At 60.1% G+C, this 16,261-nt stretch carries 13 protein-coding genes and 1 pseudogene; 5 read left to right on the forward strand and 9 right to left on the reverse strand.

The window, feature by feature from the left end; genetic code table 11:
* The 4 genes from F6X40_RS32200 to F6X40_RS32215 all read right to left on the reverse strand — a co-directional run.
* The coding region (locus F6X40_RS32200) for a Wzz/FepE/Etk N-terminal domain-containing protein (protein ID WP_187630598.1) at positions 1–202 on the reverse strand (202 nt) is incomplete at its 3' end.
* A gap of 456 nt (positions 203–658) precedes the next feature.
* Positions 659–1,093: a hypothetical protein gene (locus tag F6X40_RS32205; RefSeq protein ID WP_187630599.1), complete on the reverse strand. Its 435-nt coding sequence runs from the start codon at positions 1,091–1,093 to the stop codon at positions 659–661.
* Positions 1,093–3,051, reverse strand: a complete 1,959-nt coding sequence (locus F6X40_RS32210; protein WP_187630600.1) for an RICIN domain-containing protein — start codon at positions 3,049–3,051, stop codon at positions 1,093–1,095. The genes F6X40_RS32205 and F6X40_RS32210 overlap by 1 nt, the downstream gene beginning before the upstream one ends.
* Positions 3,052–3,068: 17 nt before the next feature.
* Entirely contained in the window at positions 3,069–3,713 is a 645-nt protein-coding gene (locus F6X40_RS32215; protein WP_187630636.1) for an SCO family protein, read from the reverse strand.
* A gap of 1,883 nt (positions 3,714–5,596) precedes the next feature.
* On the opposite strand from F6X40_RS32215, the gene F6X40_RS32220 reads away from it, so the two are divergent.
* Positions 5,597–6,781 (forward strand): glycoside hydrolase family protein, encoded by a 1,185-nt coding sequence (locus F6X40_RS32220; protein ID WP_262421624.1) that lies wholly within the window; start codon positions 5,597–5,599, stop codon positions 6,779–6,781.
* A 244-nt stretch (positions 6,782–7,025) separates the two neighbouring features.
* Here the strand turns inward: F6X40_RS32220 and F6X40_RS32225 are convergent, their stop codons facing one another.
* The 3 genes from F6X40_RS32225 to F6X40_RS32235 form a co-directional block, all read right to left on the reverse strand.
* Positions 7,026–7,259: a hypothetical protein gene (locus F6X40_RS32225; protein ID WP_187630601.1), complete on the reverse strand. Its 234-nt coding sequence runs from the start codon at positions 7,257–7,259 to the stop codon at positions 7,026–7,028.
* A gap of 144 nt (positions 7,260–7,403) precedes the next feature.
* The gene (locus tag F6X40_RS32230) at positions 7,404–8,189 is read right to left on the reverse strand and encodes a hypothetical protein (protein ID WP_187630602.1); all 786 of its coding nucleotides are present in this window, start codon (positions 8,187–8,189) and stop codon (positions 7,404–7,406) included.
* Positions 8,190–8,328: 139 nt separating this feature from the next.
* Complete coding sequence (locus tag F6X40_RS32235) at positions 8,329–9,201, reverse strand: endonuclease/exonuclease/phosphatase family protein (RefSeq protein ID WP_187630603.1); 873 nt, start codon at positions 9,199–9,201, stop codon at positions 8,329–8,331.
* A gap of 292 nt (positions 9,202–9,493) precedes the next feature.
* Between F6X40_RS32235 and F6X40_RS32240 the strand changes: the two are divergent.
* Positions 9,494–9,613: pseudogene (locus tag F6X40_RS32240) on the forward strand (phosphoesterase); the annotation flags it as partial.
* Between the two features lie 57 nt (positions 9,614–9,670).
* On the opposite strand, the gene F6X40_RS32245 reads toward F6X40_RS32240, so the two are convergent.
* Positions 9,671–10,570 (reverse strand): SDR family oxidoreductase, encoded by a 900-nt coding sequence (locus tag F6X40_RS32245; RefSeq protein WP_187630604.1) that lies wholly within the window; start codon positions 10,568–10,570, stop codon positions 9,671–9,673.
* A 104-nt stretch (positions 10,571–10,674) separates the two neighbouring features.
* Here F6X40_RS32245 and F6X40_RS32250 point away from each other — a divergent pair, with 104 nt between their 5' ends.
* Positions 10,675–11,532: a helix-turn-helix transcriptional regulator gene (locus F6X40_RS32250; RefSeq protein ID WP_187630605.1), complete on the forward strand. Its 858-nt coding sequence runs from the start codon at positions 10,675–10,677 to the stop codon at positions 11,530–11,532.
* Positions 11,533–11,633: 101 nt separating this feature from the next.
* On the opposite strand, the gene F6X40_RS32255 is transcribed toward F6X40_RS32250, so the two are convergent.
* A complete protein-coding gene (locus tag F6X40_RS32255; RefSeq protein WP_187630606.1) occupies positions 11,634–13,265 on the reverse strand; it encodes an alpha-amylase family glycosyl hydrolase in 1,632 nt (543 codons plus the stop codon).
* A gap of 48 nt (positions 13,266–13,313) precedes the next feature.
* On the opposite strand from F6X40_RS32255, the gene F6X40_RS32260 reads away from it, so the two are divergent.
* The gene (locus F6X40_RS32260) at positions 13,314–14,978 is read left to right on the forward strand and encodes an alpha-amylase family protein (protein ID WP_187630607.1); all 1,665 of its coding nucleotides are present in this window, start codon (positions 13,314–13,316) and stop codon (positions 14,976–14,978) included.
* 176 nt (positions 14,979–15,154) lie between these two features.
* Positions 15,155–16,168, forward strand: coding sequence for a Gfo/Idh/MocA family protein (locus F6X40_RS32265; protein WP_187630608.1), 1,014 nt, complete (start codon positions 15,155–15,157; stop codon positions 16,166–16,168).
* The last annotated feature ends 93 nt before the right edge of the window (positions 16,169–16,261 follow it).

Below are 16,261 nucleotides of genomic sequence, written 5' to 3' on the forward strand. Positions count from 1 at the left end.
TGCTGTCTTCCACCTGCACGAGAATATCGGCCTGGTACACCGACGGCGCGATAAACGCGTAGGCCACGCCCACGGCGAGCACGCCGCCGGCGATTCCACCGACCAGCCAACGGTTGGCCATTAGAACCTCGAAATAACGCGAAAGACTTACATCGTTATTCCGGAGCACGGCAGCATTCGTAAGCAGAGAGTTCTGATTCATCGAAACCCCAGGGCGGGTGTACGAAAAGGGTGGAAGCTCGATTTAATGTGCAGGCGATGCGGCGTTGCCAGATCTCGCTTTTTGTCACGGCTGAAATCGGACGCACAGGCCGAGTACGTCAGTCCTGCTCGCAAGCGTGCTCGAAATGAATCGTCTTATGGTCTAAAAGAGACTTCCGCCGGGTCTGGCGCAGACTTCTAATTTTTCCGCATCCTATGTATTGCGCCAGCAAACAGAAATCGAGTTATTCATAGCAGAAGTCATCGCAGCCTATCTGACGGCTTGCCGCACCTCCGTACGCTGCCGCACATTCGCATTTTTCGCACCAACGGGGTCGTGCGCAATTGCGATGTCACTATTTCGATCATTTCGAACAAGCGCCCGTATAGCGTGAAAACACCGACAAAAGCTGGTGGAGCAAATGGCGCCGAATTCGCGCAACCGCACGCAAAGGTGCTAGCGCTTCGTCACGAAATGCCAGAGCGCCGCACACTCTGTCTCGGATATCCGGTAGTGAGGCATGGCTTTGCGCAACATTACGTTGACCGGGTCGATGCCTTCCCTCAGCGCCCTGCAGAACGTTGCCTGATCGTAACTGCTCGCCGGACCGTCCCTTCGACTCTTCGCAGGAAACAGGTTGCCGGCGGTCAAGGGTGGTGCGAATGCGTCGCCCGAGCCGGTTTGCGAATGGCAGTTCGCACAACGGGTGGTCGAGCCGGGCAACAGACGATCGTCGTCGCGCAATTGCGCCTCAACCGAATGCTGCCCGTTGAAGATCGAACACCCGAGATCGTTCGACTCACAAGGCGGCGCGCCATGCGCGGCATACGTGATGTTCGCCAGCGCCAGCGCCAGCGCACGCGCCGCGGTTCGCCGTGACCGTAACGCCATCACTGGATCTGCACCGTGCGCGAAACGCTCGGCACGCCCTTCGCGTTCAGGCCAAACAGCATGTAGTAGCCAGGCACGACGACACCCGGATCGGAAGGAATATTGATCAGATATTCGCCCGCCGTTCCTACCGTGAAAGTCACGGGTACCCGCCGCTGCTCGTTGTTGACCGCGTGGGTCGACGAAGACATGCGCATCAACGCAAAGGCCGTGATGCCACTGCTGCCCGTTACGGCGATCGATGTCCCGAGCTGTGCCGTAGTGGGCGCGGCTGTGAGGGTCGGTCGTGTTGCCGCCGAGCCGTCCGCGTTGAGCAGGTACGGCGGCGTCAGTATTTCGAGGTTCGTATGGTTTGTCGAGCAGCTTCCGCACAGTCCACCGCCACCACTCAGTACGCGACCGTCCGACAACAGCAGTGCGATGCTGTGATAGTTACGCGGCACGGCTTGCGGCGGGAGCACCGAGAAAGTCTTGGTGGTAGGGTCCCACAACTCTGGCGCCAGCACGGCGGTGTCGTCCGAAAACGTTACCGGGTACGCCTCTCCACCCAGGACTACCACCTGACCGTTCGGCAAGACCACGCTGGTGTTGAAGGCGCGGCGGTAATTCATCGGCGTAAGCGTTTGCGTCACCGCGGTGCCGCTGCTGATGTCGATTAGCGTGGCGTCCGCAGTCGCGTTGGCATACTCGTAGCTCGGCGCACCGCCTACAGCCAGGATCTTGCCGATATCGTACATAACGGCGTTGCCGTTCATCGCATCGGCATCGCTGCCCCGGTTGCCGGCAGGCGTCACGCTGCCCGCGCCGGCGGTATCGAACCAGTGCATGGCAACGCTCGGACCGGCGTGGAAGACTCGCCCATTTGCCACCGCAAACAGCCATGCATGATTGTCGGAGCGGAAAATGCCAGCCGCGTCATTCGTGAGGATGTAGTCGGCGAGGATGGCGCTATTGACCTGCCAACCCGTACTGGATGACCAGGTTTCGCCGGTCTTGCCGCCCTCGCCTCCGTTCCACGAGCCGCCCACCAGGAATACGTTGCCATTGCTCAACGTTACGCTGCCTTGGTAGGCGCGCGGAATATTCATTAGAGGACCTGACGACCATTTTCCGGTCGAAGGCGTGTAGAAACTCGTCGCGTCGCTGCTCGAGCCACCAGTGACGTAAATACGGCCATCCGGAAGATTGACGATGCCCGGGCAGAACATATCGTGGCCGGTATTCGTCACGAGAACCTGTTTGCTCGTGCCGGTAGTCGGGTTAAAGATTGCGGTGTATGTGTTGCCGGGGGTCACTTCGCCAGCCGTAAAGTCCAGCTTCTGGTCGGCGGACCACACTACCACGGTGCCATCGGGCAGATTCGCCGCGGCTGCCGGCACGATCGACAGGTTATAGGGTGTAGTCCACTTTGCCGGCAATGTTTTCGCGGTCATGCCGCTGATCTGCCACGTCTGCAGAGCGGTTCCGCTGCAAGGCTGCTGCGTGATCTGCGAGCCCTGCGCCGTGAGGCTGGCAGCAGCCAGACACAGCTGACTCTGCGACGCGACGATTGCAAAGCCGCCAGCTTGCGGGATCAGCTGAAAGCTTTGATTCGCCTGGCCATTGCAGGTCCACTGGTCCGCCCCAGCGCCGGCGTCCGTGCTGACACCGTAGATGTCGAGGCAAAGGTTGCTGTTGACGTTGACGAACTGATAAAGCCCGTTGTTCTGCGTCAATGTCCAGTGCTGGTTATTCCCGCCATTGCACGTCCACTCGATAACCGAGGCGCCAGGCGTCTTCGATTCGGCGTTCACATCGGCGCACAAGGTCGTGCCGTTGACGGTGAGCGTGCTCGATGTCTGCGCGTCGGCAGCTGTGGAGAACATCGAAAGCGTCGCCATGAATGTGATCAGCAGCAACGCTTTCACGCACCCGTCGAACGATTGCGAGAGGATCCTAAACGATCGGTTTTGTGACATAGCCTCAGTCCAGTAGGTTACACACGCCCTAATGCGCCCAGTACATCGCAAATTTGATCCGCGCGAGGCAGGTCGTCACTTCGCCAGCGCAACATTGCGTTCGCGTCGAAGCAGTAGATTTGGGTCGAGTGATCGGCAATGTTGCCGAGTGGCAGGGTGCTGCCCGAAAGCGCTCTGCGCATCCGGTCGACGTCCTGCAACGTCGGCGTGGCCGCCCGCCATTCGGGTCCGGCCTGGAAGCGCATGAGCCATGCGTGCAGCGCGGGCGGCGTGTCGGAAAGCGGATCGATTCCGATCGACACCAACTGAACGGGGTGGCGGTGCTGTAACTGCGATATCCGTTGCTGAACGGTGCTGAACAGCGCACCCTGCAAAGGACAAACTGAAGTGCATCCTGTGTAAATCGTCTGCAACGCAGTCACTTTCTGACGCAACAGGTCGGTTAGCAACCGTTTCTGGCCGCTTTGATCGACCAGCCAGAAGTCGTCGAGACGAATGGGCGGCGTGACGAGTCCTACGCTTGCGTGCTGCGCGTATAGCGGAAAAGAAACGCCTGCTAACGCCGCGGCCGATACGCCACGCAGCAGCGCGCGGCGTCCCGGACTTCGGACCGGCGCACACGCACGCAACGCCGCGCGAGTCGGCGCATGTTGATGGAACATGACTATGATCTCCCGCAACGGGTAATGGCTCGCAGAACCATTCGTCGCCATCTTTTATTGCGTGTTACCCGCGCGATAATGCGCACGAGTCGCGCGACGGCTACGTTCGCTTTCTGATTGCGAGCCAATGGTATTAGGGAGCGTAGCAGAGAACTTTCCGGAAAATGACAGCGTCAGGCCGGCGACTTGCTCCGCTTTGTGAGGTCGGCCACATAACAATGAAACTTCAAAGACTGGTTGTTTTAGAGAGCCCGAGCAAAACCCCATGTCGTCCTGAGATTCGTCGTGAGGCGGCGGAAATGGCGAAGTCGCGAAAATGGATTGCGCGCTCAAACGTGGCGGCAAGACGCGTCAGGCAGGCGGACCAGGTCGGCCTGGCCGAAGAGACTCGGCTGACCGTTACCGAACTGCCAAGCCCTGCTCCTACAACGAAGGCGTTGCCCAACAAGGCCTCAGCATCGGCGCGATGGCAAGTCCGCGGTGGCGAATAGCAAGCAGCGGCGGTGTTCCGGCAGCTTCGAGTTTCGCCGCGACCACGGCGAGCCATTGCGCGTGTTTCGCTGGCGATGATATGCAGGCTCCGCGCCCGTGGCTCCCGGCCGTCTCCTTGTTCCAAAGCACAAAGTCAAACCGTGGCAAAATTCGCATTCCGCGATTTATTTGATGCGAGCGGTGCGGCGCATATAAATACCTCGGCAGCATTATTTTCTTTCGAAAACCATACCGAGATATTTAATTAGCATTTAATTAGGTCCAGAGCCATTCCGATAAGAACCATACATTGGCGGAAATTAAAGTGCCCCGGCTGTCTAAAAGCGACAAGTAACAATTTTGTAACGGTTTTTTTGTTGCTTCGTGAATCTCGAACTCGGGCGCGAGAACGCCTCTGGATAAGCGTGGGAAGGGAGGAGGGAGGCGTTGCCGTTAGGCTCACATAGCACAAATTTCGTTGTTACGCTTAGTTACGTCCGATGGCGCAAGATTTGTTTCAATTCTGTACCATTCGTATTCATCAGATCACTCAGGGAAAACCTTATCGATTTTGATTCGATTGGAAAAACTTCGCAATTTGCGGCGAATTACCGAATCTTCCGATTGAAAATGATGAAGCGGGTTTTCAGTAGGATTAAATCTGAAGATTAAAACGCGATTAGTGCCCCACGCGAGTGCGGCAGCGGGCGGCTCTTGACAAAAGCCGATCATTATTCAGTTGTACTTCGTGTTGTTGCGTATTTTTTCGTGGCGACGTCCTTCTCACGCGAACGTTGTTCGTTTTAGCGGCCAGGTTCCATCGGCCTTGATAGACAGATGTCCTTCTCCAGCAGACTCTCTCCAAGACTGAAACCGTCATTTCGTCGGCTTCCCCAGATCGCAAAAACTGCTTCGGCGCTTGCATTCATCGCAGGCGTACTAAGCCTTGCAGGTTGTGGCGGTGAAACAAGCGATGATGGCAGCACCGCGTCCGTGACCGCCAACTCCCTGCCTGCCGACACAGTCGCGAACGCGGCTACAGATCCGTACAGCAACGGCGTAGTGCCCCCCGACAATGGCTCTCCGCCGGTTCAGGCGAACGGTCAGCCTTATAACCGCGCCCTGGTGCAAAGGGCGGGACAAGGCGATTGAACCGTTTCGCGACGATCGATACGAAACCCGCATATCCCGTGCAAGAGCATTTTCAATCGTGATGTCAGCGACCGTTGACTCACGCGTTTGACGTGTTTGCGTTACGTATGCCATCGCTTCAGGAACTGATGGTCATCGGCAAACGTAATTCCAACGTTCTCGGCCCATCCCCGGTCAGTAGCAATTTATAGTAAAGCTAAGCCATGAAACTCAGACTCTACTCACTATTCGCCGTTTTAGCCCTGTTATGCGGGCAATCGATGCCAGCGTTCTCCCAGACGACTTCGACCGCCGCCACCGCCCAGCAACTCGCGGCGCTGCAGCCGCCGCCCACCGGAAGCGGAAACGACCGTTTTGCAATGGACGTGAACTGCAATCTCTGGAGTGCGGATCAGACGGCGCTGAGCGAATGCTCAAAGGACCTGGATCTGATTGCCGGATTGGGCGTCGGTACGGTTCGCCTCGGCGTTTCGTGGGACTTCATGACGCTGGCCGACGGCAGCACGCTGGACCCCAACAAAGTGGCCTTTCTGAAGTCGCTTCTGAACGCCGCACGCACGCGCGGCATGAAGATTCTTTTCCAGGTGGGCATGTACGCGCCGTCTAGTGCATACCAATGCCCGGCCACCAAAAATCCGCCGAGCGCATCGTCACCGCGACTCGACTTCTGCGACGCGACGTTCACGAAGTATCTCGGCTCGCTCATGGACGTCGTTCTGCCCTTTACGGCTGACATCGAACTGTTCAATGAGACCAACTGGTCGTTCTCCGCTTCGGACCCGTCTTACGGCGATCCGAACGGTATCTCCGGATACATTCTGAATCGCAGCAAGACGCTCTATTCGGAAGCCAAGCAGATCCTGAACACGAAGAGCCAGTCGGGCTACAAAACGGTTCTGCACACTCAGGGCATCTCGTACTTCTACAACTCGGCGTACCCGAATAACGGCTGGAAACCGCCCGCGGGCAGCGAGCTGATCCAGGCGACCGACTACATCAAGGCAATGGGTAACAACACGAAGAGTGCTTCCAGCCCGTTGAACACCACGATCGATGTCGTCGACGTTCACCCCTACTTCGGCAGCGCCGAATACGACATGATGGTGCAGGCATTCATGACCACGGTGTCGAACCTCGTCAGCAGTGGCGCGAAGCCGATCTGGCTGACCGAGACCAACAATGGCACCAACGGTACGGACGCCGGACAAACGGCCGCATTCAACCAGTTGAAGGTTCTGATGAACAACGGTTCGGTGGCAAAGGCGTTCTGGTATGTCGTGCGTAACGGCGATCCGAGCAATGGCGAAGGCGACGGCTATTCGATCTACGACTACAACCGTAACCTGATTCGTCCGCAGCTGGCAGCCGCGATTCAGGCCTACACGGCGACCATTCCGCGTTCGCAACGCTTCCTGTCCGGCTCTTACCTGACTGCGATCAAGTAAGCCTGCCTGCTGTAACCCATGAATGAACGGAGCGCGACTATCGCGCTCCTTCGTTTTTCCGTTTTGGCCGGGTTGACAGGACCGCATCCAGTTTGAGGGCGCAGCGAAATTCCCGAGGCCGAGCTTCGCGAGGATGAACTGGCACTGTGCCAATGCGTTGCGTCAAACTCGTCGCTGCCGTAATCGAAGGAGCAGACACGGCAAACAACGCGGCGCCACCCGAGAGTCGAGAAACGCCCGATCCTCATACGCCGTGCGTCCGGACGCGCATGCCAGCCGGCATATTCGCCCGACAGCGGACGAGTCCGCTCAGCGGCGTGTCTTTCTGCTTTTCTTCGGCTTCGGTGAGGTGAGTGCGGCGCTCCAGAATGCGGAGGTCGCGCGTTTGGCTGCCGCTGTCGTTCTTACCCGCGCTGAGTTGGCGACGGTATTGGCGCCGCTTAACCACATGCTCAGGAACGGGTTCTTCTTCGTCCACGGATTCTTCATGTCGGCCTCGATTGAACGGACGTCGAGCGGGCGAGCCACCGATAGGTCGACGCGCTCGTTCTGCGCGTCGGTGTCGCGGCGAAAGCGGGCACGCAATGGCTATTCCCGAACATTCGTAGCCTCTTCGCGCCATCTACTGCGGCGCTCGCCCAGCAGGGCGTTGCGGTAAGAAAATCACGCAGAGCGCCATGAACGAAACCAGAATCACCGACGCATAGAGTCGGCTGATCTCGAGCCCACCTTGAGAAATGGGTTTGTCGAGCAGGTCCCCCAAGGTCGCGCCAAGCGGACGCGTCAGGATGAACGCCGCCCAGAATATAGCGGTCCGTGACAGCCGCGACCAGTAATAAAGCGCACCGACGATCAGCAGCCCCCCACCGAAGATCAAAGCGCCGTACTCATAGCCAAGCCCCAGACCGCCTTCGTCCGATCCCGCCACCCAATCGCCCAAGGCCGTACCCAGTGTCTGCGAAAAGAGGATCGTCACCCAATAGAACCACTCGGCTTTGGGCGTGGTTACGCTCTGCACCGCCACCGTACCTTCCGATTTGTACCAGACGCCCAGGCTCGCAAGCAGAAGCGCGAAGACGATGACTACACCGCCCGGATAGCCGACTCCCACCGAACGATCGAAGAAGTCGGCCAGCGTGGTACCGAGCGTAATCGTTGCAACGATGGTCGCCCAATAGAGCGAGGCATTGAACCGCTCCGCCCTGATCTGCCCTGCGACCAGCCCAATAAAAATCACCGCAAAAATCGCGGTGCCGATCAGATAACCCAATTTGAGCGACATGGTCACCCAATCGCCGCCCGTTTCGCCAAGCGTCGTGGCGGCGATTTTGATGATCCAGAAGCCCAGCGTGATCTGCGGGACTTTACTGACTGCATGCGCGCGAGTTTGCGACGGGTTGCTATTCATGTGACGTGCTCACTATTCTCATGGCTTGAACATAGGCTCAACCATCGCAGAGCAACCCTTAACAGCACCTTAAGCATCCCACCGAATCACGCGGTCGGATTTTCCTGCGCCAATAACGGGGCGGTAACTCCGAGTCCCTTCAACGCAGTTCCAGCCACATCGGCTGATGATCGGACGAGCGGCTGTGCTGATCGACATCGCACGATGCAATGCGTGCGCTCAGGTCTTCCGTGACGAAAACGAAATCGCACGCGAATGCTCCGTCGGGCCATTGCTCGCGATCGTATAGGCCGACCGTCGCGGCACGCGGCTCGCCGGGATGCGCGCGGGCCCACGCATCGACGAACGCCGGAGCGTCGGTGATCGGTTCGAGCATTCGGCAAAAGGCGGTGTCTTCGAGTGCGCTGTTGAAGTCTCCGCAGACAATCGCGCTGACCGGGCGCGCCGTATCGGCAAACGGACTGTCCGGCTTCTCGCCACGCGCGGGAGCGCGCGCGTGAGCGCACGCCTCCTGATGCAACTCGCGCAGTCTCGCCACTTGTGCGAGCCGCTGTTTCTCCGAATAGAACTCGAGGTGCGTGGTGATGACACGAAGCGGACCGACGTCGGCTTCGAGCACCGCTTCGAGCGCGACGCGCAGCATCGACGGCTTGGCGGGGTCCGCGGGCCACGGCAGAGAATGGCGCAGCACCTGACGAACCGGCAAACGGGTCACGATGGCATTACCGAACTGCCGCCGATGACGGCTCGCGCCCAACGAGGGCAGATCGGAGCCGATCGCATCGAGCACGGTCATCTCCGGCAGCAGAGCGGCAAGTTCGGCGAACTGATCGGACGATGGCGCGCCTTTCAGTCCGCCGGCCGCCGGTTCTTCGTTGAAGCCGCGCGTGACTTCCTGCAGACACAGGACGTCGAAGTCGCACAACGCGCGTGCTTCCCGCACGATCCGTCCGAGGTCGACGCGGCCGTCGACGCCGCATCCCCACTGAATGTTCCAGTCGACCAGTTTCATGACGGCCTCCTTGAAAGATCCGGCTACAGGGTATCGCCGCATCCTGCGCGGTGACTCAGCGCTGGACAGGACGACTTCGAAAGATCGAGGTCTTTCGCTAGCGCTGTCACTGAAATAACTTCCGATGCTGAGCGCATTTCAACCACACGCCTCGCCTTGTTATGCTGACCCTCATCCGCGACCGGCTCAATTTCTTTAGAAAACAATGAATAGCTTCGATTTGTCCATCGAAACATATCTGTCCAACATACACTTCGGTGATTTCGCGACTCTATCCATCCAGGCCATCGACAGATGGACCGAACGCCACCCGGCGCCCGCAGCGACGCTGGCCTTTATTCTGTGCCTCCAGCTCGTCACGCAGTTCGACGAACTGCGCAAGCTGGCGAGTGGCGTAATGAAACACCTATGATGGCGGCGATGGTTGCTCCCAGGTTTGTTCTCGTGCGACGGCGGCTGACAGCGAAAGCTACGCGGACACCTGAACGTAACGCGCTTCGTTCAGATCCGCGAGAAGCGTCGGACCTGTCGGTCGCCAGCCCAAACGCGCCTGCGTCTGCGCGCTCGATGCCGGCATATCGAGCGCGGCGAACATCGCCATCCATCCGAAGTACGCCTGCGCCTCGCCGCGCGCGATCGAGAAGACCGGCAACTTCAGGCCGTGTCCGAGCGCCTCGGCGATCTCGCGGGCGCTAACGCCTTCTTCGCCGACCGCGTGATAGCGCACACCGCGTTCGCCCTTCTCGATCGCGAGCCGGTAGAGCCGCACGACATCCGACAGATGCCCCGCCGGCCAGCGGTTGCGTCCCTCCTCCACATATGCGCACACGCCTTTGTCCCGCGCGATCTGGATGAGCGGCGTGATGAGGCCTTGCCGGTACGGGTTATGCACTTGCGGCAAGCGCATCACCGACACGTTGACGCCCGCCTCCAGCTGCACGTTGCCGGCCAGCTCCGAGCCGATGCGCGGGTTCGGGTGACCGGTGTTGAACACGTCTTCGGTGGCCGGCTGCCCGTTATCGCGGCTGCCGACGCCCGTGCCCGACGTGATCAGAAGCGGCCGATCCGAGCCGGCCAGCGCCGAGCCCAGTGCAGCGATAGCACGCTTGTCCTTCTCGCAGTTCTCCACGAAGTGCGAGAAATCGTGGTCGAAAGCAAGGTGTACGACGGCGTCCGCCTTCGCGGCGCCGCTGCGCAGGCTGTCGGTGTCTTCGAGCGTGCCGCGATGGATCTCCGCACCGGCTGCGCTGAGAGCCTGCGCGCCCTGATCGGACCGGGTCATGCCGATGACCTGATGCCCGGCTTCGATAAGTTCGGGCACCAAAGCCGAGCCGATAAACCCGGTTGCGCCCGTCAGAAAGATTCGCATGGTCAAGTCTCCAGAATAGCCACCGACGCACTATGCGATCATTCACTATGCTATTGAAGTAGTGAGCTTATCCCGGTAAAGCGACTAACAGGTTAATCATCCCAGTGAACACCGCCCAAACCCTCGGGGACTTTCTGCGCAGCCGCCGCACGCGGCTCGAGCCGGCCAGCTTCGGCTTCTCGGGCCGCAGGCGTACGCCCGGATTGCGCCGGGAAGAAGTGGCGCAGCGCGCGAGTATCAGCTCGACGTGGTACACGTGGCTCGAGCAGGGCCGCGGCGGCGCGCCGTCCGCCGCGGTGCTCGAGCGGATCTGCGCGGCGCTGATGCTGACGAATACCGAGCGCGAACATCTTTTCATGCTGGGCCTCGGACGCCCCCCGGAAGTGCGCTACCGGTCCACCGACGCAGTGGACCCGCGCTTGCAGCGCGTGCTCGATTCACTCGATGCCAGCCCGTCGATCATCAAGACCGCGACGTGGGACGTCGTCGCGTGGAATCGCGCCGCAGCCGTGGTGCTGACCGACTACAGCGCGCTGCCGCCGGGCCAGCGCAACATCCTGCGCTTCCTGTTCGGCGATCCGGCCGTCCGGGCAAAACAGCACGACTGGGAGAGTGTCGCGCGCTTCGTCGTGGGGACGTTCCGAGCGGACGTTGCTCGCGCGGGGCTCGCTTCCGAGGTGGGCGATCTGGTCGACGATCTGTGTCGCGCGAGCCCGGACTTCGAACGCATGTGGCGCGAAAACCAGGTATTCGGCCACAGCGAAGGACAGCACGTTAAGCGCCTGCTGCATCCTGCGTTCGGGACCATCGAAATGGAGTATTCGCTGTTCGCCGTCGATGGTCGGCCAGACCTGAGCATGCTCGTGTACACGCCGCTCGACGCGCGAATCGCGGCGCGCATCCGCAGTACCGTTTCATCGATCGATGAGAGTGCCAGCGCCGCGCCTTTGACCGCTGCGTGATCGGCTTTGACGCTCGAGCGCGAGCGCGGCTGCCGGATCGCACTCGGGCGACTCCGCAATTGCTCGTGGAAACCAATGAGGTTGAAGCACCTTGGGGACGACTACCGAACTGCATCGTTCGGCCCGTTAATTGGCCGCACGGCATCGGACAAGCTTCGCGTAAGAATCACGATGACCGCCTCGCTGGCGGCAAGCAAATTGGCGCCCTGCACGAAGGTTTCGCCGATGCGCGCACTCACCGTCGATAGCAACACCATGCCCGGGCGCGACTGCACGGTGGCATCTTCGACCCCCATGTTCAGCGCGATGAAAAGGCGTTGATTGCCGTATCGCCGCTCATAGGTCAGCACGTCGCCGTCAGCAACGACGTTCTCGATCGTGCCCCGCACAAGCGCGGCGTTGCTGCGGCGCAGGCTCAGCAGGCGCCGATAGAGCGACAACATGCTCGACATGTCGCCGTCCTGTTCGCGCACGCTCGTCGCCGTCGCAATCGGCAACCACGGTTTGCCGTCCGTAAAGCCCGCATTCGCCAGCGAGCCATCCCATTGCATAGGCGTGCGCTCGGGATCGCGCCCCTGGCAAATGCCCGGTTGCCGGAGTTCCGCCGGGTCCTGGATCTCATCTGACGCGATATAGCCATCCGTCATGCCGATCTCATCGCCGTAGTAAAGCGTCGGCGTCCCTCGGAGCGTCAACAGCAGCACAGCGGCCACCCGCGCCTGCGCCGCGCCGACGCGCGATGCAACGCGCGGATTGTCGTGGTTTCCCAGCACCCAGTTCGGCCACCCGTATTCGGGCAACGCGATGTCGTAATCCCGGATCATGCGGGCGATGTTCTGCGCGTCCCATCTCGCGTTGAGCAGCTGGAAATTGAACGGCATGTGCACACCTTCGCCGTTCACGCCGTAATACTTCACCAGTTGCGGGACAGTCAGATAGATTTCGCCGATCAGCACGCGCTCGCCGTACTCGTCCAGTGTGGCTCGCATCGAGCGGACGATTTCATGCACTTCCGGCTGATCCTCCGTGTAACTTTGCAAGAACCGATGATGTTCCGGCTCGCCGGGCCGATAGCCGGGATTGGGCGGATTGTCGCGAAACTGCGCGTCCTTGATCAACAGCCACAGCACGTCCACGCGGAAGCCGTCCACCCCGCGTTCCAGCCAGAATCGCAGCACTTGATCCATCGCGCGGCGTACTTGCGGGTTTCTCCAGTTCAGATCAGGCTGCTCCCGCAGAAACGCGTGATAGTAGTACTGTCTCGTCACCTCGTCCCACTCCCACGCCGAGCCTCCCATGCGGCTCAACCAGTTGTTCGGCGGCCCGCCATCGGGCGCGGGATCGCGCCACAGATACCAGTCCCGTTTCGGATCGTCCCGCGACGAGCGGCTTTCCTCGAACCACGGATGCCGGCTCGACGAATGATTCGGCACGAAATCGAGCAGCACCTTGAGCCCAAGCCGATGTGCGTGGCCCATCAATTGCTGGAACCCGTCCAGAGTGCCGAATATCGGATCGATGTTGCAGTAGTCCGCGACGTCATAGCCAAAGTCGGCCATGGGCGACGGGTAGATGGGGGAGATCCACACCGCATCGACGCCTAGCGCCGCGACATATTCAAGGCGCGCGCTGATGCCGGGTAGATCGCCGATGCCATCGCCGTTACTGTCCTGAAACGAGCGCGGATAGATCTGATAGATCACGCCGCGTTGCCACCACGCAAGCTCCGACATTGCAATTCCTCTTGGCGATCGATCGTTTTGGCGCTATGCGCGGAACCTATGCTCAATGACCTCTGGTACAAGAACGCGATCATTTATTGCCTCTCGGTAGGCACCTTCATGGATGCGAATGGCGACGGCGTCGGCGACTTCCAGGGCCTGATGCGCAGGCTCGATTACCTGCAAGGGCTTGGCATGACGACGATCTGGCTGATGCCCTTCCACCCCTCGCCCGGACGCGATAACGGTTACGACGTTTGCGACTATTACAACGTCGACCCGAAGTACGGCACGCTCGGCGATTTCGCCGAGTTGACGCATGCGTGCGCCGAGCGGGGCTTGCGCGTCATCATCGATCTGGTGGTCAATCACACGTCCGATCAGCATCCTTGGTTCCTGGAAGCACGCAGCGATCCCGCTTCGAAGTATCGCGACTGGTATGTCTGGTCGGACGACAAACCGCCCGATGCGCAACGTGGCGTCGCGTTTCCGGGCGTGCAGAAGTCGACCTGGAGTTTCGACAAGCGGGCGAGACGCTGGTACTTTCATCGTTTCTATGATTTTCAACCGGACCTGAATACATCGAATCCGCATGTGCAGGCGGAATTGCTGAAGATCATGGGCTTCTGGATCCAGCTGGGGGTTTCCGGATTCCGCATGGACGCGGTGCCCTTCGTCATCGCGACGAAGGGCCCGAAGGTGCGCCACCCCGTCGAGCAATATGACATGTTGCGAACGTTTCGCGAGTTTCTGCAGTGGCGCGAGGGCGATGCGATCATTCTGGCCGAAGCCAACGTGCCGCCCAAAACCGACCTCCACTACTTCGGCGACGAGGGCGAGCGCCTGCCGATGATGTTCAACTTCCGGGTCAATCAAAACACGTTCTACACGCTCGCGACGGGCAACACGAAGCCGTTGAAGGACGCGCTCCTTGCGACGAAGCCACGGCCGCCGAGCGCGCAATGGGGGGTGTTTCTGCGCAATCACGACGAACTCGATCTGGGCCGGCTGACGCCCGCTCAGCGCGCGGCAGTGTTCGCCGCGTTCGCTCCGGACCCCGACATGCAGCTGTATGGGCGCGGCATCCGCCGCAGACTTGCGCCAATGCTGTCGGGCGACAGACGCCGCCTTGAACTTGCCTACAGCCTCATGTTGAGTTTGCCCGGCACGCCCGTGTTCCGGTACGGCGATGAAATCGGCATGGGCGACGACCTGCGCCTGCCCGAGCGCCAATGTGCGCGCACGCCGATGCAATGGTCGGGCGAGCCGCAAGGCGGCTTTACCAGTCATTCAAACCCGCCCGTCCCGACGATCTGCGGCGGGGCTTATGGCTTCGAGCGGGTCAACGTGGCGAAGCAGCGACGCGATCCCGATTCGTTTCTCAACTGGACGGAGCGGATGATTCGCATGCGCAAGGAAGTGCCGGAAATCAGCTGGGGGGACTTCGAAGTGCTGCCTACCTCGCGAATCAATGTGCTCGCGCTCAGTTATCAGTGGCGTAACAACTCCGTGCTGTTTCTGCATAATTTCCGCGCCGAAGCGTGTACCGTCGAATTCCGCCTAAGCTCCGACGAACCGGGTACACAGTCGCTGATCAATCTTCTGTCCGACGACCACAGCGAGTCCGACGATGGCGGCCGCCACGCGGTGGTGCTCGAGCCGTTCGGCTACCGATGGTACCGGGTGGGCGGCCTCGGCTATCTGCTCAGGCGGACCGAGGTCTAGCTGACGAGTCGCGATCGTGCCTTCGGTCGGACCGGGTATCGGGTCTCGCGGGTCGACACGGTTAAACTGATACGATCGCGTGCTTCTGGTCGTTCGCGGACTCACACGACTTGTCGACTCACGCGAATGTTCCGCCTGCTCGACTCATCGGATACGCAATCGAATAAAGGGATGTCATGGCAAAGGATGAAATAGTCTGGGGAATTTTGGGCGCCGCAAAGATCAACGACAAGGTGGTCGTGCCCATGCACAACGCGCCGAAGTGTCGGGTGAAAGGCATCGCGTCACGCTCTCCGGAGAAGGCGCGGGAAGCCGCGGCCAGGTATGGTCTGGCTGTCGCATACGATAGTTACGAGGCGCTCCTCGCGGACCCGGAAATCGACGCGGTCTATATTCCATTACCTAATCATCTCCACGTGGAATGGACGATCAAATCGGTCGAGGCGGGCAAGCACGTCCTGTGTGAGAAGCCGATCAGCCTGGACGCTCAACAGGTTGAACGGCTGATCGCCGCGCGCGACAAGAACGGCAGATACATCCAGGAAGCGTTCATGGTTCGCACGCATCCGCAATGGTTGAAGGTGCGGACCTTGATCGACGAAGGCGCGATCGGCGAATTGCGGGCAGTGACCGGCGGTTTCACCTATCACAACACGAACGAACACAATATCCGCAACAAGAGCGAGCTAGGTGGCGGCGGTCTGCTCGATATTGGTTGTTATCCGATCACGACGTCGCGCTTCACTATCGGGCGTGAGCCACGGCGCGTAGTTGCGCTGGTGGAGCAGGATCCGACCTTCAAAGTGGACCGGCTCGGCTCCGTGCTGATGGACTTCGATGGCGTGCAGGCGAGTTTCTTTTTCTCGACTCAGACCTATCCGTACCAGCGGATGCAATTTCACGGTACCAAGGGGCGAATCGAAGTCGAAATTCCATTCAATGCACCAAACGATCGACCGACGCGCCTGCTAATCAGTGAGCACAATAGCGACGGTGTCGCGACTGATCGCTGGCTGGAGCTTGCGGTGTGCGATCAATATGGCGTGGCCGCCGCCACGTTCGCGGAGGCGATCCTGAGTGGGGGTCCGCAGGCTATTCCGCTAGAAGATGCGCGCGCGAATATGCGGGTGATCGATGCCGTGTTCCGCTCGGCTCAATCGGGCGCGTGGGAGAGCATCGCCCAAGGTTGACGTGCAACGCTTGCACTTGCTGCGCTGTTCGACGCGCGGCAAGTGCCCAGTTGTCCGCTTTCGCAAAGCCATAGACTATGGCAAGCGAAAGTG

Source organism: Paraburkholderia sp. UCT31, assembly GCF_014397655.1.
Classification (GTDB): domain Bacteria; phylum Pseudomonadota; class Gammaproteobacteria; order Burkholderiales; family Burkholderiaceae; genus Paraburkholderia; species Paraburkholderia tuberum.